Annotated in this window: 22 protein-coding genes and 1 pseudogene; 6 read left to right on the plus strand and 17 right to left on the minus strand. The window is 60.9% G+C overall.

All coding sequences use genetic code 11. The features are described 5' to 3' along the window. The first annotated feature begins 212 nt into the window (after nt 1-212). From E4T63_RS01925 to E4T63_RS01935, 3 genes are all read left to right on the plus strand, one after another. Nucleotides 213-1,010, plus strand: coding sequence for a transporter substrate-binding domain-containing protein (locus tag E4T63_RS01925; RefSeq protein WP_003220833.1), 798 nt, complete (start codon nt 213-215; stop codon nt 1,008-1,010). A 132-nt stretch (nt 1,011-1,142) separates the two neighbouring features. Then, on the plus strand, nt 1,143-2,102 hold the full coding sequence (locus E4T63_RS01930) for an amino acid ABC transporter permease (RefSeq protein ID WP_027611292.1): 960 nt from the start codon (nt 1,143-1,145) through the stop codon (nt 2,100-2,102). Beyond that, nucleotides 2,095-2,829, plus strand: a complete 735-nt coding sequence (locus E4T63_RS01935) for an amino acid ABC transporter ATP-binding protein (protein WP_007961769.1) — start codon at nt 2,095-2,097, stop codon at nt 2,827-2,829. The genes E4T63_RS01930 and E4T63_RS01935 overlap by 8 nt, the downstream gene beginning before the upstream one ends. Before the next feature lie 112 nt (nt 2,830-2,941). On the opposite strand, the gene E4T63_RS28880 is transcribed toward E4T63_RS01935, so the two are convergent. From E4T63_RS28880 to ubiE, 11 genes and pseudogenes are all read right to left on the minus strand, one after another. After that, nucleotides 2,942-3,814: a methyl-accepting chemotaxis protein gene (locus E4T63_RS28880; RefSeq protein WP_415752809.1), complete on the minus strand. Its 873-nt coding sequence runs from the start codon at nt 3,812-3,814 to the stop codon at nt 2,942-2,944. Between the two features lie 30 nt (nt 3,815-3,844). Beyond that, a pseudogene (locus E4T63_RS28885) lies at nt 3,845-4,858 on the minus strand (methyl-accepting chemotaxis protein); the annotation flags it as partial. Between the two features lie 226 nt (nt 4,859-5,084). Then, entirely contained in the window at nt 5,085-5,792 is a 708-nt protein-coding gene (locus E4T63_RS01945; RefSeq protein WP_135294784.1) for a 16S rRNA (uracil(1498)-N(3))-methyltransferase, read from the minus strand. Next, nucleotides 5,789-6,580, minus strand: coding sequence for a twin-arginine translocase subunit TatC (gene tatC, locus E4T63_RS01950; protein WP_027611295.1), 792 nt, complete (start codon nt 6,578-6,580; stop codon nt 5,789-5,791). Before tatC ends, E4T63_RS01945 begins: the two co-directional genes overlap by 4 nt. Next, the gene (gene tatB / locus E4T63_RS01955) at nt 6,577-7,032 is read right to left on the minus strand and encodes a Sec-independent protein translocase protein TatB (RefSeq protein ID WP_098966798.1); all 456 of its coding nucleotides are present in this window, start codon (nt 7,030-7,032) and stop codon (nt 6,577-6,579) included. Before tatB ends, tatC begins: the two co-directional genes overlap by 4 nt. A 9-nt stretch (nt 7,033-7,041) precedes the next feature. Continuing rightward, the gene (locus E4T63_RS01960) at nt 7,042-7,323 is read right to left on the minus strand and encodes a twin-arginine translocase TatA/TatE family subunit (protein ID WP_003220847.1); all 282 of its coding nucleotides are present in this window, start codon (nt 7,321-7,323) and stop codon (nt 7,042-7,044) included. Between the two features lie 25 nt (nt 7,324-7,348). Next, entirely contained in the window at nt 7,349-7,681 is a 333-nt protein-coding gene (locus tag E4T63_RS01965) for a phosphoribosyl-ATP diphosphatase (RefSeq protein ID WP_003220849.1), read from the minus strand. Continuing rightward, nucleotides 7,674-8,075 (minus strand): phosphoribosyl-AMP cyclohydrolase, encoded by a 402-nt coding sequence (gene hisI, locus E4T63_RS01970; RefSeq protein ID WP_007909357.1) that lies wholly within the window; start codon nt 8,073-8,075, stop codon nt 7,674-7,676. The genes E4T63_RS01965 and hisI overlap by 8 nt, the downstream gene beginning before the upstream one ends. A gap of 80 nt (nt 8,076-8,155) precedes the next feature. Then, nucleotides 8,156-9,760: a ubiquinone biosynthesis regulatory protein kinase UbiB gene (gene ubiB / locus E4T63_RS01975; RefSeq protein ID WP_027611297.1), complete on the minus strand. Its 1,605-nt coding sequence runs from the start codon at nt 9,758-9,760 to the stop codon at nt 8,156-8,158. Continuing rightward, entirely contained in the window at nt 9,757-10,380 is a 624-nt protein-coding gene (locus E4T63_RS01980) for a ubiquinone biosynthesis accessory factor UbiJ (protein ID WP_085732555.1), read from the minus strand. The genes ubiB and E4T63_RS01980 overlap by 4 nt, the downstream gene beginning before the upstream one ends. Further along, nucleotides 10,380-11,150 carry a bifunctional demethylmenaquinone methyltransferase/2-methoxy-6-polyprenyl-1,4-benzoquinol methylase UbiE gene (gene ubiE / locus E4T63_RS01985; protein ID WP_003220857.1) on the minus strand — a complete coding sequence of 257 codons (771 nt, stop codon included), beginning with the start codon at nt 11,148-11,150 and terminating at the stop codon, nt 10,380-10,382. Before ubiE ends, E4T63_RS01980 begins: the two co-directional genes overlap by 1 nt. A gap of 154 nt (nt 11,151-11,304) precedes the next feature. On the opposite strand from ubiE, the gene E4T63_RS01990 reads away from it, so the two are divergent. From E4T63_RS01990 to E4T63_RS02000, 3 genes are all read left to right on the plus strand, one after another. Next, a complete protein-coding gene (locus E4T63_RS01990; RefSeq protein WP_003220859.1) occupies nt 11,305-11,580 on the plus strand; it encodes a polyhydroxyalkanoic acid system family protein in 276 nt (91 codons plus the stop codon). Nucleotides 11,581-11,824: 244 nt separating this feature from the next. Continuing rightward, a complete protein-coding gene (locus E4T63_RS01995; protein ID WP_027611299.1) occupies nt 11,825-12,247 on the plus strand; it encodes a phasin family protein in 423 nt (140 codons plus the stop codon). A gap of 10 nt (nt 12,248-12,257) precedes the next feature. Further along, on the plus strand, nt 12,258-13,169 hold the full coding sequence (locus E4T63_RS02000; RefSeq protein WP_135294785.1) for a phasin family protein: 912 nt from the start codon (nt 12,258-12,260) through the stop codon (nt 13,167-13,169). 257 nt (nt 13,170-13,426) lie between these two features. On the opposite strand, the gene E4T63_RS02005 is transcribed toward E4T63_RS02000, so the two are convergent. From E4T63_RS02005 to hslU, 6 genes are all read right to left on the minus strand, one after another. Further along, complete coding sequence (locus tag E4T63_RS02005; protein WP_027611301.1) at nt 13,427-14,047, minus strand: TetR/AcrR family transcriptional regulator; 621 nt, start codon at nt 14,045-14,047, stop codon at nt 13,427-13,429. A 30-nt stretch (nt 14,048-14,077) separates the two neighbouring features. After that, complete coding sequence (phaC, locus tag E4T63_RS02010) at nt 14,078-15,760, minus strand: class II poly(R)-hydroxyalkanoic acid synthase (protein ID WP_103368731.1); 1,683 nt, start codon at nt 15,758-15,760, stop codon at nt 14,078-14,080. 139 nt (nt 15,761-15,899) lie between these two features. Beyond that, on the minus strand, nt 15,900-16,754 hold the full coding sequence (phaZ, locus tag E4T63_RS02015; protein WP_027611303.1) for a poly(3-hydroxyalkanoate) depolymerase: 855 nt from the start codon (nt 16,752-16,754) through the stop codon (nt 15,900-15,902). A gap of 224 nt (nt 16,755-16,978) precedes the next feature. Next, on the minus strand, nt 16,979-18,658 hold the full coding sequence (gene phaC, locus E4T63_RS02020) for a class II poly(R)-hydroxyalkanoic acid synthase (RefSeq protein WP_135294786.1): 1,680 nt from the start codon (nt 18,656-18,658) through the stop codon (nt 16,979-16,981). Between the two features lie 257 nt (nt 18,659-18,915). Beyond that, nucleotides 18,916-19,293 carry a gamma-butyrobetaine hydroxylase-like domain-containing protein gene (locus tag E4T63_RS02025; RefSeq protein WP_135294787.1) on the minus strand — a complete coding sequence of 126 codons (378 nt, stop codon included), beginning with the start codon at nt 19,291-19,293 and terminating at the stop codon, nt 18,916-18,918. Between the two features lie 153 nt (nt 19,294-19,446). After that, nucleotides 19,447-20,784: an ATP-dependent protease ATPase subunit HslU gene (gene hslU, locus E4T63_RS02030; protein WP_007968354.1), complete on the minus strand. Its 1,338-nt coding sequence runs from the start codon at nt 20,782-20,784 to the stop codon at nt 19,447-19,449. Nucleotides 20,785-20,819 lie beyond the last annotated feature (35 nt).

Consider the following 20,819-nt stretch of genomic DNA (forward strand, 5'->3'; position numbering starts at 1 on the left):
ATATTTCCCCGATCGGCTCCCTTTCCCCCTCTCCTCTCTGGGGAGAGGGCTGGGGTGAGGGGTGGCCCTTGATTGTTAAACAAATCGTCCATAAAACCTTGTGCAAAAAATCGAGTGCGTTAGCATCCGTCCCCGAATTGGCGCGCCCGGACGATCTTGTCCATTTCAGTCGGTTTTCGCGCCGCAATTGCAATGGTTTTGGGGACTTGAAGATGAAGAAGTATCTGTCGATGCTGCTGGTCGGCGTCACGGCACTGGTTGCAGTCAATGCGGCGCACGCCGGTGCAATCGATGACGCGGTCAAGCGCGGCACGTTGAAAGTCGGTATGGATCCGACCTACATGCCGTTCGAAATGACCAACAAGCGCGGCGAGATCATCGGCTTCGAAGTCGACATCCTCAAAGCCATGTCCAAGGCCATGGGCGTCAAGCTCGAGTTGGTGTCCACCGGTTACGACGGGATCATCCCGGCCCTGATGACCGACAAGTTCGACATGATCGGCAGCGGCATGACCCTGACTCAGGAGCGCAACCTGCGCCTGAACTTCAGCGAACCGTTCATCGTGGTCGGCCAGACCCTGCTGATCCGCAAGGAACTGGAAGGCACCATCAAGTCCTATAAAGACCTGAACACCGCCGACTACCGCATCACCTCCAAGCTCGGTACCACCGGCGAGATGGTCGCCAAGAAGCTGATCGCCAAGGCCAAGTACCACGGCTACGACAACGAGCAGGAAGCCGTGCTCGACGTGGTCAACGGCAAGGCTGACGCGTTCATCTATGACGCGCCGTACAACGTGGTCGCGGTGAACAAGGTCGGCGCCGGCAAACTGGTGTTCCTCGACAAGCCGTTCACCTACGAGCCGCTGGCCTTCGGTCTGAAGAAGGGTGATTACGACAGCATCAACTTCATCAACAACTTCCTGCACCAGATCCACGAAGACGGCACCTACGATCGCATCCATGACAAGTGGTTCAAGAGCACCGAGTGGCTCAAGGACATGGAATAACACTGGGTCAGTCAGACCGAGTCGCCCCATTCGCGAGCAAGCCCGCTCCCACATTTGAAATGCAGTCCAAATGTGGGAGCGGGCTTGCTCGCGAAGAGGGCCTGCCAGGCAACACAAAATCCGGAACCTGCAATGAAACAGAAAAAAGCCCAATGGCCCTGGCACGTCCTGACCGTGCTGGTGCTGGTCGGCCTGGCGGGCGCGTTGTATTACGCCACGTCGCTGATGTCCTACGAATGGCGCTGGAACCGCGTGCCGCAGTACTTCGCCTATCAGGCCGAAGAATCCCAGCGTGCCACCGATATCTCCACCGTCACCGAGCTGGTGCGCAAGGGCGGTAGCGCGCAGGTCACCCTGCGCAACGACGCCGGTGACGAGCAGCACCTGACCGTCGACGAAAACAGCCTGCAATTCGCTCAGGGCGACGATGTGGCGGAAGGCGACGTCGTGGGCGTGACCCGGCATTGGGCGGCAGGGCCGCTGCTGTGGGGCCTTTGGACCACGCTGTGGCTGTCGGTGGTGTCCGGCGTACTCGGTCTGCTGATCGGTCTGGTCACCGGACTGTGCCGCCTGTCGAGCAACCCGACCCTGCGCGACCTGTCGAGCATCTACGTCGAGCTGGTGCGCGGTACGCCGCTGCTGGTGCAGATCTTCATTTTCTACTTCTTCATCGGCACGGTGATGAACCTGTCCCGCGAGTTTGCCGGGATCGCCGCGCTGTCGCTGTTTACCGGCGCCTACGTCGCGGAGATCATCCGTTCCGGGGTGCAGTCGATTGCCCGTGGCCAGAACGAAGCGGCGCGTTCGCTCGGTCTGAGCGCCGGCCAGTCGATGCGCCATGTGGTACTGCCGCAAGCATTCAAACGCGTACTGCCGCCGCTGGCCGGGCAGTTCATCAGCCTGGTCAAGGACACCTCGCTGGTGTCGGTGATTGCGATTACCGAGCTGCTGAAAAGTGGTCGTGAAGTCATCACCACCTCGTTCTCGCCGTTCGAGATCCTGTTTTGCGTCGCCGGCCTGTACCTGTTGATCAACCTGCCGCTGTCGAAAATCGCCAGCCGGCTTGAGCGGAGGCTCGCGCAAAGTGATTGAAGTCCGCGATCTGGTAAAAGTCTTCGACACCCGTGGCCAGGTAGTTCGGGCTGTGGATAACGTCACCACTTCCGTTGCCAAAGGCGAAGTGCTGGTGGTGATCGGCCCGTCCGGCTCGGGCAAGTCGACCTTCCTGCGCTGCCTCAATGGCCTGGAAGAATTCGACTCGGGTTCGGTGAGCATCGACGGCCTGCAACTGGCCGACCCGAAAACCGACGTCAACGCCTACCGCCGCGAAGTCGGCATGGTCTTTCAGCACTTCAACCTGTTCCCGCACATGACCGTGCTGGAAAACCTCTGTCTGGCGCAGAAAGTCGTGCGCAAGCGTGGGCAGAAGGAAAGTGAGGCCAAGGCCTTGGCGTTGCTGGAAAAGGTCGGTATTGCGCAGAAGGCTCGGGAATATCCATCACGCCTGTCCGGCGGCCAGCAACAGCGCGTGGCGATTGCCCGGGCGCTGGCGATGGACCCGAAAGTGATGCTGTTCGACGAACCGACTTCGGCCCTCGACCCCGAAATGGTCGGCGAAGTGCTGGATGTGATGAAGAACCTGGCCGTGGAAGGCATGACCATGGTCTGCGTCACCCACGAAATGGGTTTCGCCCGGGAAGTGGCGGATCGGGTGCTGTTCTTCGATCACGGCAAACTGCTGGAAGATGCTTCCCCGGCGGAGTTTTTTGATGCGCCGAAGGATCCGCGGGCGCAGGCCTTTCTGCGTCAGGTCCTTTAATTTCAGCGTCTGACCTACCGCTTTCGCGAGCAAGCCCGCTCCCACATTAGACCGCGTCCGCATGGACAACCAGGTCAACTGTGGGAGCGGGCTTGCTCGCGAATGCATCACCTCAAACCTTGAAGCGCCCCACCAGCATCTGCAGATGCGTCCCCAGCCGCGCCAGCTCAACACTCGACGCCGCGGTCTCTTCACTCGCCGCCGACGTCTGATCCGACACATCCCGCACATTCAGCACGCTACGGTTGATCTCCTCGGCCACGGCACTCTGCTGCTCGGCCGCCGCTGCAATCTGCTGGTTCATCGCCTGAATCGCCGAGACGGTGCGGGTGATGCTTTCCAGTGAGCCACCGGCACGGCGGGTCAGTTCGACGCTGCTGTCGGTCAGGCTGCGGCTGTTGTCCATGATCGTCGCCACTTGCTGGGTGCCGTTCTGCAGGCCGACGATCAGTTCCTCGATCTCTTCGGTGGACTTCTGCGTGCGCTGGGCGAGGCTGCGCACTTCATCGGCAACCACCGCAAAACCACGCCCGGCCTCACCGGCACGCGCTGCTTCGATCGCGGCGTTGAGCGCCAGCAGGTTGGTTTGCTGGGCCACGGACTTGATCACGTCGAGCACGCTGCCGATCTTGTCGCTCTCGCGCTTGAGTTCGCCCATGGCTTCGGTGGAGTGGCCGACTTCAACTGCCAAGCGCTCGATCTGCGCAATGGCTTCACCGACCACCTTGTCGCCTTCGCGGGCTTGCTGGTCGGCGGCCACGGCGGCTTCGGAAGCCTCCTCGGCGTTGCGCGCGACTTCCTGCACAGTGGCGGTCATTTCGTTCATGGCGGTGGCGACCTGATCGGTCTCGATCTTCTGATTGTTGACCCCGGCGCTGGTCTGCTCGGTCACCGCTGACAATTCCTCGGCAGCGCTGGCGATTTGCGTTACGCCGTCGCTGATGCCACCGATCAACTCGCGCAGGCCTTGGGTCATGCTCTGCATCGAGCGCTGCAACTGGCCGAGTTCGTCGCGACGCTGTGACACCAGGTTGTGGGTCAAGTCGCCGGCAGCCACGCGCTCGGCGACCTTCAGGGTCTGATTCAGTGGAATGATGATCTGCCGGGTGATCGCCCACGCGGCCAGCAAACCGAAGGCCACGGCCAGCAGGGTGGCGATGATCAGCATGTTCTTGGCGTGCGCGGCATCGGTGTCGCGCACCACGGTTTGTGATTCGGTGAGCTTCTTGCTGACGTCGAGCAAGATGTCGCCCTGAGCCGTCATGGTTGCCCCGGCCTTGGCATTGTTCACCTGCGAGTCGCGGAACTGGGCGACCGCCGCGCGATAAGCCTTGATCGAGTCGGTGGCCTGTTGCAGGTTGGCGATGTGCTGTTCGGGCAGTTTCGCCGGCAGGCTGTCGAGGTTTTTCAGTGCATTGTCGATGGCGTCCAGCGCGGGCTGCTCCGCCTCGGCCTTGCCGCTGTAGGTATAGCCGCGCACCTGATAGCGCGCTTGCTGCAACAGTTTGCTCAGTTCGATCACGCTGTTGAATTGCGCGACGCTGTCCCCTTGCAGCATGGATTTCTCGACTTCCGAGACTTTGGCCACGGCATTGTCAGCACTGGCGCCGAGCTTGCTGCGCGCATCCTCACGCTGCACGGTGGCCTGTGTCATGTCGGCGAAGGCACGTTTGTACTCGGCGACAGCGGCCAGTTGCTGATCGACCATCGCCGCATCTGAGGGCTGCTCGATCAGGCCGCGCGCGGTTTGCAAGCCGCTGGCGAGTTTGGCCAGCAACTCGTTGACCGCGCCCGGGCCTTGTTCGCCGCGACGCGCTTCATAGTCCAGACGCGCCAGGCGCAGGTCCTTGGTCAGTTCATTGAGGCTGGAGATGAAGCCGAGCTTGTCGCCACGGCTGATAATGCCGCCCATGCCGGTCCAGCCGGTAAAGGTAATCAGCAGGGTGAGCAACAGCACCAGGCCGAAACCGATGCCCAGTTTGCGTTTGACGCTGACGTTCCCAAGATTCTCGGCTAACCAACGGTACATGCGACGACTCCCCTCGGACCACTAATTGGACTTGTGGGGACTGTATCGGCTGGGTGATGGCAATCTGTAACCCGATTTGTCTGAAGCGCAGTGACATCGTGGCGAGGGAGCTTGCTCCCGCCCGGCGGCGCAGCCGTCGCAAAACCGGCAAACACATTTTCATCTGAAGGAAGAGCAATCGCCGCTTCGCGCCCAAGCGGGAGCAAGCTCCCTCACCACAGTACTTTTAGAAAAGGCGGGCGAGCAGGGCGGTGACGGCGGTTTCGACGCGCAGGATGCGCTCGCCCAGTTGCACCGGTTGCAGGCCGGACTTGCCCAGCAGGTCGATTTCGTAGGGGATCCAGCCACCCTCGGGGCCGATCGCCAGCGTCACCGGTTCGCTCAATGCGCGCGGGCAGGGCGGGAAGTTACCGGGATGGCCGACCAGACCGAGGGTGCCTTCGCTGATCGCCGGCAGGCGATCTTCGACGAACGGCTTGAAGCGTTTCTCGATGATGATTTCCGGCAGCACGGTATCGCGGGCCTGTTCGAGGCCGAGGATCAGATTCTCGCGAATCGCTTCCGGCTCGAGAAACGGCGTCTGCCAGAAACTCTTCTCGACCCGGTAGCTGTTGAGCAGAATCACCTTCGACACACCCATGGTCGCCACGGTCTGGAACACCCGTCGCAGCATCTTCGGGCGGGGCAGGGCCAATACCAGCGTCAATGGCAGCTTGGCCGGTGGTGGTTGATCGAGGGTGACACGCAACTCGGCTTCACCGGCCTCAAGGCGAAGCAGCTCAGCCGAGCCCATCAAGCCATTGATCCGTCCCACGCGCAGGCTGTCACCGACTTCCGAGCGGTGCACTTCCTGCATGTGGGTCAGGCGCCGGTCACGCAGCACGACGCGGTCGGCCGCGATGAAGTCGGCCTCTTCGAGCAACAGCAGGTTCATGCCTGGGTCGCTGGCGGCTGGTCGTTGTGATCGTCGGCCGGTGTTTCGTCCGGGCGTTCGCGCTTGCTGATCAGGCCGCCGAACAGAATGCCGATTTCAAACAGCATCCACATCGGTACCGCCAGCAGGGTCTGCGAGAAGATGTCCGGCGGGGTGAGGATCATGCCGACCACGAAGCAGCCGATGATCACGTACGGGCGGATCTTCTTCAGGTATTTGACGTCGACCACGCCGATCCACACCAGCAGCACCACGGCCACCGGGATTTCGAACGCGACACCAAAGGCAAAGAACAGCGTCATCACGAAGTCGAGGTAACTGGTGATGTCGGTCATCATTTCCACGCCGGCCGGGGTGGCGGCGGCGAAGAACTTGAAGATCAGCGGGAACACGAAGTAATAGGCGAACGCCATACCGGTGTAGAACAGCAGGATGCTGGACACCAGCAGCGGCACGGCGATGCGCTTCTCATGCTTGTACAGGCCCGGCGCGATGAAGCCCCAGATCTGATGCAGGATCACCGGAATCGCGAGGAACAGCGAGACCATCATCGTCAGCTTCAGCGGCGTCAGGAACGGCGACGACACATCCGTGGCGATCATCGTCGCGCCGACCGGCAGGTACTGGCGCAGCGGCGTCGAGACGAAGGTGTAGATCTGCTGGGTGAAGGCGAACAACCCGGCGAAGATGATGAACACCGCCGCCACACAACGCAGCAGGCGGGTGCGCAACTCGGTGAGGTGCGATACCAGCGGCATGTGCTGGTCGTTTTCAGGGAGATCGCTCATGGGGCTCGCGGCGGCAGTGTTGGGTCGTGAGGCGCGGGTGTAATCGGCGCGGCGTTTGGCGCAACGTGTTCAACAGATGGTTCCACGGCGGCTGGCGCCGTTTCTGTCGGAGCTACAACGGCAGCAGGTGCTGGTGGCGCCGTCGCGGCAGCAGGGCTGTGAATCGTCTGCTCACCCACATGCTCAACCGGCGTCGGCTCCTGCTGAACCGGCGTGAAAATCTTCCGCGCCTCCTGCTCCAGCGACAGAATGTGCTCGTTGTGCAGTTGCCGACGGATTTCGTCGGCACCGATTTCACGTTCAACTTCCTGTTTGATCGCGTTGAAGCTGCGCTTCAGCCGGCCGACCCACAGGCCGGCGGTGCGCGCAGCGCCCGGCAGACGCTCGGGACCCAGCACCAGCAGGGCAACGAGGCCGACGAGCAGCAGTTCAGAGAAGCTGATACCAAACATTTGTCAGTCTCACACGTCTTTGCGGATCGGCTCTTCGACTTTCTGCGCCTGCACGTCGATGGTGTGCGGCGGGTTGGCCTGAGCGGTGGCTTGCGGCTGCACCGGCGGTACCGGTTGCGCAGGCGTTACGGTCGGATCGGCGGCCGGTTTTTCGTCATCGTTCATGGCTTTACGGAAGCCCTTGATTGACTCGCCGACGTCGGTGCCGAGGTTTTTCAGTTTCTTGGTGCCGAACACCAGCACCACGACTACCAGAATGACGATCCAGTGTTTCCAGTCAAAAATGCCCATGTTGCTGTTCCTCTCTAAAAATTGTTCAGGCGGACGGACGCGAGGCTTTCTCGACGTGTCCGGACAGACCGAAGCGACGATCCAGTTCATCCAGCACGGCCTGCGGATGCTGCCCCAGTTGGGCGAGCATGACCATGCTGTGGAACCACAGGTCGGCAGTCTCGTAGATCACATCGCTGCAGTCACCGCTGATGGCGGCGTCCTTGGCGGCAATAATGGTTTCGACCGACTCTTCGCCGACTTTCTCCAGAATCTTGTTCAGGCCCTTGTGATACAGACTAGCTACATATGAGCTGTCGGCCGCTGCGCCTTTGCGCTCTTCGAGTACCTGAGCGAGGCGGGTCAGGGTGTCACTCATGTTTGTGTCCTGCGGAATAGATTGCGTGCGGGTCTTTCAGAACCGGGTCGACCGTTTTCCAGTCGCCGTTTTCGAAGACGCGGTAAAAGCAGCTTTGACGGCCGGTATGGCAAGCGATGTCGCCGATCTGTTCGACCATCAGGATGATCACGTCGGCATCACAGTCCAGGCGCATTTCATGCAGGGTCTGTACGTGGCCGGACTCTTCGCCCTTGCGCCACAGCTTGCCACGGGAACGTGACCAGTAGATTGCACGGTTTTCCGCAGCGGTCAGTTCCAGCGCTTCGCGGTTCATCCAGGCCATCATCAGCACGCGCCCGGTCTTGTGATCCTGGGCAATCGCCGGCACCAGGCCATCTGCGTCCCACTTGATCTCGTCCAGCCAGTTTTTCATCTTCGACTCCGACAGCGAACCCGCACTTCAATTGTCAGGTTCAGGCGTTGAAACAGTGTGCCAGCCGATCAGCGAACTGGCTATCGGCGAACGACCAGATACAAGCCGACGGCCACCATGATGCCCGCCGGCCAATGCCCCAGTTCGTGCAACGGGCCGCCGGCTGCGAGGATCGTCCCGCCCGCCAGATGCGCGCAACCGAGCAGGCGCAGGAACCAGTCGTCCTTGCGTTTGTGCCACGGTGGTGGCGGGTCGTAGGCGTGCGGTTGCGACATGCGCTCGAGCAGGTCACGGGCCATGTTGGCCAGGTGCGGCAGCTGTTCGAACTGGCTCTGCACGTTGCCGAGCAAGGCTTTCGGGCTGACGCGCTCGCGCATCCAGCGCTCGAGGAACGGCTGCGCGGTGTTCCACAGATCCAGATCCGGGTACAGCTGACGGCCAAGGCCCTCGATGTTCAACAGAGTCTTCTGCAGCAGAACCAGTTGCGGCTGCACTTCCATGTTGAAGCGCCGCGCAGTCTGGAACAGGCGCATCAGCACCTGGCCAAATGAAATATCTTTTAACGGTTTTTCGAAGATCGGTTCGCATACGGTGCGGATCGCCGCTTCGAATTCGTTGAGTTTGGTTTCCGCCGGCACCCAGCCCGAATCGATATGCAACTGCGCCACACGGCGGTAATCGCGCTTGAAGAAAGCGAACAGGTTGCGTGCCAGGTAGTCCTGGTCTTCCGGGGTCAGGCTGCCGACGATACCGCAGTCGATCGCGATGTACTGCGGGCTCCACGGATTGACGGTGCTGACGAAGATGTTGCCCGGGTGCATGTCGGCGTGGAAGAAACTGTCACGGAACACCTGGGTGAAGAAGATCTCCACGCCGCGCTCGGCGAGCATTTTCATGTCGGTGCGCTGGTCGGCGAGGGTCGCCAGATCCGTCACCTGAATCCCGTAGATGCGCTCCATCACCAGCACTTTCGGCCGGCACCAGTCCCAATAGACTTGCGGCACATAGAGCAGCGGCGAGCCTTCGAAGTTGCGCTTCAACTGGCTGGCGTTGGCCGCCTCGCGCAGCAGGTCGAGTTCGTCGTAGATGGTTTTTTCGTAGTCCTGCACCACGTCCACCGGGTGCAGCAGGCGGGCGTCGGCGGAGACTTTTTCGGCGGCGCGGGCGAGGATGAACAGCCACGCCAGATCCTGGGCGATCACCGGTTTCAGGCCCGGACGGATCACCTTGACCACCACTTCTTCGCCGGTCTTCAGTTGTGCGGCATGCACCTGCGCCACCGAGGCCGAGGCCAGCGGTTCGACGTCGAAACGGCTGAACACTTCGCTGATCTTCTTGCCCAGCTGTTCTTCGATCAGCTTGATCGACAGCTGCGAATCGAACGGCGGCACGCGGTCCTGCAGCAGCATCAACTCATCGGCGATGTCTTCCGGCAGCAGGTCGCGGCGGGTCGAAAGAATCTGCCCGAACTTGATGAAAATCGGCCCCAGATCCTGCAGCGCCAGGCGCAGACGCGCACCACGGCTCAGCTCCAGCGGCTTGCGCGGCAACCAGCGCCACGGCAGCACGTAGCGCAGCGCCAGGAGGAACCAGGGCAGCGGCAGCTCGAACAGCAGGTCATCGAGGCGGTAGCGGATCACGACGCGCTGGATGCGCAACAGACGGCGGACGGCAAGCAGCTTCATGCGTTATCGCTTGGGTCGAGGGATCGGGAAAGGCGCTCGAAGCGCGCCTCGAGACGTTCCAGATCAAGTTTGATCCGGTCCAGTTCGCTGAATCGCGCTTCGGCTTCGCGCTGCCCGACGAGGGTGCGCGATTCTTCGGCGAGGTATTCGGCGAGGTTCTGGTTGAGGCTGGCAAATCCTTGTTGATACCAGCGTGCGCGGCTGCGCAGGTGACCGCCAATCAGTTGCGTGGCGACCGGTCCGAGCCAGCGCGAGAGCTCGTACTCCCAGTCCAGCTCGAGGTCCTGCAGCACCCCGGCCAGTTCCAGCAGCACGCCGCTGTCACCGTCGAGCTCGACTTCCGGGGCGTGCAGCACCGCGGTCTTGTCTTTGCTCAGGGCCAGTTTCACCAGGCTCGAGGCCGGGGCGCGCAGCGTGCAGTCGACGCCGGTTTCCCAGTGCGAGGCGAGCATCAGGCCCTCATCGCTGGGCAGGATGAACAGTTGCAGCGCCGGGCTGCGGCAATCGACGGCAATCACTTTGCCGGTCAGATGCGCCAGCCGCGGCAGCGCCGTGCTGTCGAGACGCAGCACCCGGTTGAGGCCGAGTTCGACGCTGGCGAGCAGCCCGGTGAGCAACATCAGGGCTTGATGCCGCGGTGCAGGGCGACGATGCCTGCGGTCATGTTGTGATAGGTCACGCGGTCGAAACCGGCGTCGACCATCATCGACTTCAGGGTTTCCTGATTCGGGTGCATGCGGATCGATTCGGCCAGGTAGCGATAGCTTTCCGAATCGTTGGTGATCAGCTTGCCCATCAGTGGCATGAAGGCGAACGAGTAGGCGTCGTAGGCTTTCGACATCAGCGCGTTGGTCGGCTTGGAGAACTCCAGCACCAGCAGGCGGCCGCCGGGCTTGAGCACGCGAAGCATCGAGCGCAGGGCGTCTTCTTTGTGCGTCACGTTGCGCAGGCCGAAGGCGATGGTCACGCAGTCGAAATGGTTGTCCGGGAACGGCAGTTTTTCCGCGTCCGCCTGAACGAATTCGACGTTGCCCGACACACCCAGATCCAGCAGACGGTCACGGCCGACCTTGAGCATCGATTCGTTGATGTCGGCCAATACCACCTGACCGGTCGGGCCAACCAGGTGCGAGAATTTTTTGGTCAGGTCACCGGTGCCGCCGGCGATGTCGAGCACGCGGTTACCGCTGCGCACACCGGACAGTTCGATCGCGAAACGCTTCCACAGACGGTGCATGCCGCCCGACAGAAGGTCGTTCATCAGGTCGTACTTCGCGGCTACGGAGTGGAACACCTCAGCGACTTTTTCCGCTTTCTGGCTTTCCGGAACGTTTTTGAAACCGAAGTGAGTGGTGGGTTCGGCATCGCTGCCTTTGCGCTGATCAGTCATATCGCTGTCACCAAAAGAGAATGCGCGACATTCTAATCCCCAAGCCATGCTTTGTCTTGGAATGGCTAAAGGTAAGATGGGCGACCTTCGGGACGATTTGCCGCAGACGCGGTCAAGATTTACCGTCACCTATTCATCAAGCAGGAGTCATTCGATGGCCAAAATCAGTGTTGAGCGTGCCCACAGCCTGGGCAAGGAAGCCGCCCGCGAGAAGGCCGACAAGCTGGCGCAGAAACTCTCCGATCAATATGGCCTGGAGCCGCAGTGGTCGGGCGACACCCTGAACCTCAAGCGCTCGGGCGTGAAAGGCGCGGTGCATGTGGCCGACGACTCGATCCGTGTCGACGTGGAACTGGGCATCATGATGTCGGCCATGAGCGGCATGATCAAAGCCGAGATCGAGAAGGCGCTGGACAAAGCGCTGGTCTGATTTCTGCCGGAAATGAAATTCTCCTGTGGGAGCGGGCTTGCTCGCGAATGCGGTGCAACAGTCGACATTTCTCGTGACTGGTACACCGCATTCGCGAGCAAGCCCGCTCCCACATTTGTTTGGTGGTGCTCCCGCTGTTTATGTCAGTTGTTAGGGTGCCGTTTCTAATTTTTCTCCCTACTTTGTGCCTGAGCCCGACACATCTGCGGGCAGTTCCTCAAACCTTCTGCGCGTGAGGTGCACCATGGCCAAAGTCATTCTGAAGAAAAAAATCGACGCTTCGACTTCTGCTCTGAGCGACGTCAAATCCTATGCCCGCAAGATCTGGCTGGCAGGCCTGGGTGCCTACACCAAGGTCGGCCAAGAGGGCAGCGACTACTTTCAAGAGCTGATCAAGGCTGGTCAAACTGTTGAAAAGAAAGGCAAAAGAGTCGTCACCGAAAAACTCGAAGCCGCCAATGCCGAGATCGACGAAGCCAAGGATGAAGTCAGCTCGTTCAAAGGTCGCGTCGAAGTTCAGCTCGACAAGGTCGAGAAGGCGTTCGACTCCCGTGTAGCAAGCGCCTTGAATCGTATCGGCATTCCGTCTAAACATGACGTTGAGACACTCTCTGCTAAGCTCGATGAGCTGACGGCATTGCTCGAACGCGTCGCGCGTAAATCTTAAGGAGAACGGGATGGCTGGTAAAAAGAACACCGATAAAGAAGGCAGCTCGTGGATTGGGAAAGTCGAAGACTACTCCCGCAAAATCTGGCTGGCTGGTTTAGGCGTGTACTCGAAGATCGACACTGACGGCAGCAAGCTCTTCGAGTCACTGGTCAAAGACGGCGAGAAAGCCGAGAAGCTCACCAAGTCGGCAGTCGGAAAGAAAGTCGATGCCGCCAAGGATTCCGCTTCTTCGGCCAAGTCGCGCATCAGCGGCGTGAAAGATCGCGCACTGGGCAAGTGGGACGAGCTGGAAGGGGCTTTCGACAAGCGCCTGAACAGCGCGATTTCGCGCCTGGGTGTGCCTAGCCGCAATGAAGTCAAAGCGCTGCACAGCAAGGTCGAGACCCTGACCAAGCAGATCGAGAAACTCACTGGTCTGAAAACCCAACCGGTCGCGGCGAAAACCGCAGCGGCCAAACCGGCAGCCAAAACCGCCGCCAAGCCATTGGCTAAAGCGGCTGCGAAACCACCTGCCAAAGCTGCGGCCAAGCCCGCGGCAAAAACCGCTGCCGCCAAGCCTGCTGCTAAAACGGCCGCTGCCAAACCAGCCGCCAAGGCTGCCGCGAAACCGGTTGCTGCCAAAGCGGCTGCGAAACCTGCGGCCAAGTCCGCGGCCAAACCAGCCGCCAAGCCAGCAGCGAAAACCGCTGCCGCGAAACCGGCTGCCAAACCTGCGGCCAAACCGGCTGCGGCGAAAAAACCGGCAGTGAAAAAACCGGCCGCGCCGAAGGCCGCTGCTCCGAAGCCAGCTGCACCCGCAGCAGCCAAGCCAGCCACCCCGGCAACCCCGGCCAGCGCGTCGAACTCCGCCGCTGCACCGACTCCGGTAGCCACCCCGACTGCTGCATCGACCCCGTCGACGCCAACCAGTCAGTCCTGATTTTTCAGGGCAAAACAAAACGCCCGGCCTGTGAAGGTCGGGCGTTTTTGTTTGTGCTTTTTAAAAGCTTACCCTCACCCCAGCCCTCTCCCCGAGGGAGAGGGGGCCGATTCGGGGATGCTTCAGCCTTACACCGACCTGAAAGTGTCGTATTGAATCCATAATCGACTGGATTTTTCAGGTCGCCGTATCGCGTAAGACAATAAGGTCAGTCCCCTCTCCCTCTGGGAGAGGGTTAGGGTGAGGGGCTCTTGATTTCATTCGTGATCTTCGAGGTATTGCAGGGCCATCCGCTCCGTCGCCACTTTCACCGGCGGCAGCAGATGCGGCGCCACCAGCATCATGATCTGGTACACCACCAGTTTGACCTCACCCTCTCGATCGAGAATCCGCTGATAGTCCAGCGAGAACAGCAGGGTCAGGGTGATCTGCTCCACCAGTTGCCCCAACGCCTGGGTATCACTGACCAGTTGCCCCGAAGCCTTCAACCGCGCCAGCAAGGACGCCAGCGTACGCTTGAGCGCGTTGAGCAGGTTGCGAATGCCCTTGGCCAGTTTCGGCAGGCGCCCGGCGAGGTTCGACAGGTCCTGGAACAGAAACCGGTACTGCGCCAGGCGCTCGACGATCAGGTGCAGAAACAGCCAGTAATCCTCTGGCGCCAGCTCGGCATCCGATGGCGGATCGAGCAGCGGCGCCAGTTCGTTCTGGAAGCGTTCGAACAGGCCGAGAATCAACGGCTCCTTGCCGTGAAAGTGGTAGTAGAGATTGCCGGGGCTGATCCCCATTTCGTTGGCAACTTCCATGGTGGAGACGTTGGGCTCACCCTTTTCGTTGAACAGTTGCAGGGCACATTCGAGAATCCGGTCGCGGGTTTTCATCCAGTCTTCTTAGAAAAGTTCGGTTAAGCGTCAGCGCACATGCACGTAGGTGCCGGGTGCTGCCTCCATCGGTGGATAATTCGGGTTGCCGAGGGTAAACGTGGTTTCGTGCTGCGTGCCGGAGCGCTGCTGTATCCACTCCAGCCACTGCGGCCACCAACTGCCGTCGACGCGCTTGGCGTCGTAGTACCAGGCGCGCGGATCGCTGCTCAGCTTGCCGTTCTCGACGTAATTGGCTTTCGGGTTGCTCGGCGGGTTGAGGATGCTCTGCACGTGCCCACTGTTGGACAGTACGAAACGTCGCTCGCCACCGAGCAGCAGGGTCGAGCGGTACACCGCGTCCCACGGCGTGATGTGGTCGTTCATGCCGGCCACGCTGAAGCTGTCGACGGTGACTTTCTGCAGGTCGATTGGCGTACCGCAGACTTCCAGCCCGCCCGGGTGGGTCAGCGGGTTGTGCTTGAAGAAGTCCAGCAGGTCGCCGTGGAACGCGGCGGGCAGGCGGGTGTTGTCGTTGTTCCAGTAGAGAATGTCGAAGGCCGGGGGCTCTTTGCCGAGCAGGTAGTTGTTGACGAAGTAGCTCCAGATCAAATCGTTGGGCCGCATCCAGGCAAACACCTTGGCCATGTCGCGACCGTCGAGCACGCCTCGCTGGTAGGAGCGGCGTTTGGCCGCTTCGATGGTCTGTTCGTCGGCGAACAGGGTGGTCGGGGTCTCGATCTCACTGTCGAGCAGGCTGACCAGATAGGTCGCACTGGAGATCCGTCGCAGTTGCCGTTTCGCCTGCAGATGACCCTGCAGCGCGGCGATGGTCAGGCCACCGGCGCAGGCACCCATCAGATTCACCTCGCGCGCGCCGGTGATCGCCCGGCAGATGTTCATCGCTTCTTCCACCGCTTCGACGTAGGTCGAGAGGCCCCATTCCCGGTGGCGTACGTCCGGGTTGCGCCAACTGATCATGAAGGTCTGCAGGCCGTTTTTCAGCGCGTACTGGACGAAGCTGTTCTGCGGGCTGAGGTCGAAAATGTAGTACTTGTTGATTTGCGGCGGCACCACCAGCAGCGGCTTGGCGTACTGCTTTTCGCTCATCGGCTTGTACTGGATCAGCTCGAGCATCTCGTTGCGAAACACCACGGCGCCGGTGGTGGTGGCGACGGTCTTGCCGACCTCGAACGCCTGCTTGGTAACCTGGCGTGGCAGGCCATCGTTGTGCAGCAGATCATCAAACAGATGGCTCAGGCCGCGCACCAGACTCTGGCCGCCGGAATTGAACAGCTCCTTGACCGCCAGCGGATTGAGCAAGGTATTGGAGGGCGCGACGGCATCGTTGAGCAAGGTGAACGCGAAGTGCGCGCGAGCGCGATCGTCCTCGCTCATGCTGCTTTCATCGATCCAGCTCTTGACCTGTTTCTGCCAGGCCAGATACGCCTGCAGGCTGCGCCGGTAGAACGGATTGAGGCTCCACGCCGGATCGGCGAACCGCGCGTCCTGCGGGTTGGTCGGGTGCAGGGTTTCACCGAGCAGCACGCGACCGAGCTGGCCGCCGAGTTTCAAGGCGTGTTTCGCACTGTGGAGCGGGTTGCGCAGACCGTGGGCGGCGACGCTGCGCAAGGTCGAGAGCAAGTCCCGCCCACGCAGGCCGGTCATTGCACTTTGTGCATTGATGAACACGGCGGGACTGGGCACTACGCCCGTCGCAGGTTTGTCGCGCATGACTCAACACTCCTTCGTCTTCAGGTCAAAAACAAACTCACCGAACCAGAACACCATAGTCGCTGTTACGGGTTGCTGCCTGCGCGGCTTCCTGCCGCGCACGTTGTTCAAAACCCTGCATAAAGCCTGCCGCCGTGATTTATCCGCCCAGTGGGGTCGGATGCGGGTGCATCACGGCGCGCTGCCGTTCCTCCTCAAGGAATTTCATGATGATCGGCGCCACGGCTTCGGCGCGGGTGATCAGGAACAAATGACCGTCGTCGATGATGTGCAACTGGGCGTTGGGGATGCGCCAGGCGAGCATGCGCATGTTGATCAGCGGGATCAGCGGATCGTCGTCGCCGGCCAGCACCAGAGTCGGCTGATGGATCTTGTGCAGCCAGTGAATGCTGGTCCAGCCGAGGCCGGCGAACAGCTGCCAGTAGTAACCGAGCTTGCCCGCCGAACGCACTTTCGCCGCATGGCTGGCGGCCAGGGTCGGGTCGCGGCGGAACGAGCCGCCGTAAATCAACGGCGCAATGCGGATCACGTGGGACGGCTGGATGTAGCGCCGCGGGCTGGCCATCATCCACAGCACTTTCGGCTTGCCCGGCACCATGAAGGCGCCGGCCGCAGTCGCTGCCAGCACCAGTTTCTTGCAGCGTTCGGGGTAGTCGTGGGCGAATTGCTGCGCCAGCGCGCCGCCCCACGACACGCCGATCACGTTGACCTGGCCGTAGTCGAGGTAGTCGAGCATCCGCGCCGTCAGCTTCGCCAGCCCGGGAAAGCGATAAGGCCGGTTGGGCGTCGACGAGCCGCCGACACCGGGTACGTCGAAGGCGATCACTTCCAGATCCGGGTCCAGCGCCGCGACGAACGGAAACACCAGCTCCAGGTTGGCGCCGATGCCGTTGAAAATCAGCAAGGGCGTCAAATGAGGCTTGCCGGGGCGTACCGCGGTGCGGAGGGTCTGCCCATCCAGATCGACGGTACGGAAAATGAACGGTTGCGGCATGCTTCAGGCCCTGTGGGTCAATCTCAATATCACCTCCAATCCCTTGTGGGAGCGGGCATTGTGGCGAGGGGATTTATCCCCGATCGACTGCGAAGCAGTCGCACACCCTCAAACGCGGAGAATCATAGTTGCCGCGAATGCAGGTTTTGGGGCCGCTGCGCGACCCATCGGGGATGAGTCCCCTCACCACAAGCCCGCTCCCACAGGGGGATGAGGTGTGTCAGTTACCGCTCATGAACGTAAGTGCCCGGCGATGCTTCACCTGGCGCGTACGCCTTGTTGCCGAGTTTGGTTGGTGCCTTTTTCAGATTACCCGAGCGCTCGGCCTGCCACGCCTGCCAGTACAGCCACCAGGAATCGGTGTGCTTGGTCGAGTTCTCTTGCCATTCGTCGGCATTGGCGGCCATGCCTTCGCTGGTCATGTAGCGCGATTTCGGGTTGCCCGGCGGGTTCAGGATGCTCTGGATGTGCCCGCTGCTCGACAGCACGAACTCGACCTTGCCGCCAAACAGCTGCGCCGACTTGTAGCAGGACTTCCACGGGGTGATGTGGTCGTTGGTGCCGGCCAGCGAAAAGATGTCGGCGGTGACCTGCTTGAGGTCGATCGGCGTGCCGCACACTTCCAGTGCATTGGGGCGGATCAGTGGGTTGTTTTTGAACATCTCGATCAGGTCGCCGTGGAACGCGGCCGGCAGTCGAGTCGTATCGTTGTTCCAGAACAGGATGTCGAACACCGGTGGCTCGTTGCCCAGCAGGTAGTTGTTGACCCAGTAGTTCCAGATCAGGTCGTTGGGGCGCATCCACGCGAAGACCTTGGCCATGTCTTTGCCTTCGAGCACGCCGGCCTGATATGAGTGACGCTTGGCGGTCTCGAGGGTCTGCTCGTCGACGAACAGGGCGACGTCGCTGTCCAGCGTGGTATCGAGCACGCTGACCAGCAGGGTCAGGGCGTTGACCTTCTTTTCGCCGAGGGCGGCATAGTGGCCGAGCAGGGCTGTGCAGGTGATGCCACCGGAGCAGGCGCCGAGCATATTCACGTCTTTGCTGCCGGTGATTGCCGTGACCACGTCGACTGCTTCCTTGAGCGCATCGATGTAGGTCGACAGGCCCCACTCGCGCTGGGCCTTGGTCGGGTTGCGCCAGCTGACGATGAAAGTCTGCACGTTATTGCGCAGGCAGAAGCGCGCCAGACTCTTGTCCGGGCTCAAATCGAAAACGTAGAACTTGTTGATCTGTGGCGGCACCACGAGCAGTGGACGCTCGTGGACCTGCTCAGTGATCGGCTTGTACTGGATCAGCTCCAGCACGTCGTTGCGAAACACCACCGCGCCTTCGGTCACGCCGAGGCTCTTGCCGACTTCGAACGCGCCCATGTTGACCTGGCTCGGCATGCCGCCGTTGTGCACCAGATCCTTGGCCAGATGCGAGAGGCCGTCGAGCAGGCTTTTGCCACCGGTCTCGAAGAAGCGTTTGACCGCCGCCGGGTTGGCGGCGGTGTTGGTCGGGGCCATGGCTTCGGTCATCAGGTTGATCACGAAGTGGCCGCGCGCGATGTCTTTGGGTGACAGGCTGCTGTCGTCGATCCAGGAATGGAGCTCCTTGCGCCACGCCAGGTAAGTTTGCAGATAACGTTTGTAGAGCGGGTTCTGACTCCACGCCGGATCAGCGAAGCGACGGTCATCGCTGGCCGGTTGCAGTTCGGATTTGCCGAACAGCACGTTCTTCAGTTCGAGACCGAAATGGGTCACGTGCTTGACGCTATGGATCGGTTGTTTGATGGCCTGGCTCAGCACCATTCGAGCAGAGGCCAGCAGATCCTTTCCGCGCAGCCCAACGACGGGATTAAGCCCCAGGGTGTTTTCCGAGGCTTGGTACTTCAGGTCATCGTTATTCTTGTTACTCATCTACGACGCTCCATTGTCCTGAGACGAGTACCCGTTTTCTGCTGTGCAGTTCCACAGCGAATGCCAGGTACTACTGCTCGGGTGACCGTTAATTCTGCATAGCTGCTTTACAGTCGTAGAGCACTGCAGGGAACTTGCCAGCTCCATTGGTTACCCGAGTTTAATTTTTTTCGCAAGCAGGCCGATCCTCGGCCACACAGCAGAGCATTCAAACAGATGAATTTAGAAAATGCCCTCTAAAGAGCAAGAGTCTCGGACTAGAGCATCAGCTTGACGATTGACTGGTCCGGATCGCGGGTTTTCCCGGCCGCTTTGAGCTCGGCCAGATAATCGGCCCAGAGTGCGTCATGACGTCGCCCCAGCTCGTAGAGATAATCCCAAGTGAACAGGCCGCTGTCGTGACCGTCGTCGAAGGTCAGTTTCAGTGCGTACTGACCGGCCGGTTCCAGGCCGCTGAGGCCGACATTGAGCTTGCCGAATTGCAGGATCGGTTTGCCGTGGCCCTGGACCTCGGCGGAAGGGGAATGCACGCGCAGGAATTCGGCGGGCAGGGTGTACTCCTCGCCGGACGCGTAGGTGAGCGTCAGGGTTTTCGAGGCTTTGTGCAGTTTGATGTCGGTGGGGATTGAGGTCATGGTCTGGCGTCCGTTGTGTGGGCGACCCTGATTCAAATGTGGGAGCGGGCTTGCTCGCGAATGCGGTATGTCAGCCAACATTGCTGTCGACTGGCACGGCCTCTTCGCGAGCAAGCCCGCTCCCACAGGGTCCGCTACCGCTGTAAGTATGGCTTACAGGATATAACGGGACAGGTCTTCGTTCTGCGCCAATTCGCCCAGGTGGCTGTTGACGTACGCAGCGTCGATCAGGATCGGCTTGTCATCATGCGCACTGGCCAGGTCGCCGGCACTGAACGACACCTCTTCCAGCAGACGCTCAAGCAGCGTGTGCAGACGACGGGCACCGATGTTCTCGGTTTTCTCGTTGACCTGCCAGGCGATCTCCGCCAGACGCTTGATGCCTTCCGGCTGGAACTGGATGTTCAGGCCTTCGGTTTTCAGCAGCGCGCAATATTGCTCGGTGAGCGAAGCGTGCGGCTCGCTGAGGATGCGCTCGAAGTCTTCCGGGCTCAGCGCCTTGAGCTCGACACGGATCGGCAGACGGCCCTGCAGCTCCGGCACCAGATCGCTCGGCTTGCTCAGGTGGAACGCACCGGAGGCGATGAACAGGATGTGGTCGGTCTTGACCATGCCCAGCTTGGTGTTGACGGTGCAGCCCTCGATCAGCGGCAGCAAATCGCGCTGTACGCCTTCACGGGACACGTCGGCGCCGCCGACATTGCCGCGCTTGGCGACCTTGTCGATCTCGTCGATGAACACGATACCGTGCTGCTCGACCGCTTCCAGCGCCTTGGCCTTCAACTCTTCTTCGTTGACCAGACGCCCGGCCTCTTCGTCGCGCACCAGTTTCAGCGCTTCTTTGACCTTGAGCTTGCGAGCTTTCTTCTTGCCCTTGCCCATGTTGGCGAACAGGTTCTGCAGCTGGCTGGTCATTTCTTCCATGCCAGGCGGCGTGGCGATTTCGATGCCGGCCACTTCGGCGACTTCGATCTCGATTTCCTTGTCGTCCAGCTGGCCTTCGCGCAGACGCTTGCGGAACAGCTGACGGGTGTTGGAATCGCTGCTCGGGGCTTCTTCATTGCTGAAGCCCATGCGCGCCGGTGGCAGCAGCGCGTCGAGGATGCGGTCCTCGGCAGCGTCTTCGGCACGGTGACGCACGCGGGTCATTTCCTGCTCGCGGAGCATCTTGATCGCGGCGTCGGCCAGATCACGGATGATCGATTCGACGTCGCGGCCAACGTAGCCGACTTCGGTGAATTTGGTCGCTTCGACCTTGATGAACGGCGCGTTGGCCAGTTTCGCCAGGCGACGGGCGATTTCGGTTTTACCGACACCGGTCGGGCCGATCATCAGAATGTTCTTCGGGGTCACTTCAACGCGCAGCTCTTCAGGCAGCTGCATGCGGCGCCAGCGGTTGCGCAGGGCAATCGCGACGGCGCGCTTGGCATCGTCCTGGCCGATGATATGGCGGTTGAGTTCGTGGACGATTTCGCGGGGAGTCATGGACATAGTAATTGACGGTCCTCAAGCAGAAACAAGCCGTG

Origin of the sequence: Pseudomonas fluorescens, assembly GCF_004683905.1 — a bacterium.
Taxonomy (GTDB): Bacteria; Pseudomonadota; Gammaproteobacteria; order Pseudomonadales; family Pseudomonadaceae; genus Aquipseudomonas; species Aquipseudomonas putida_A.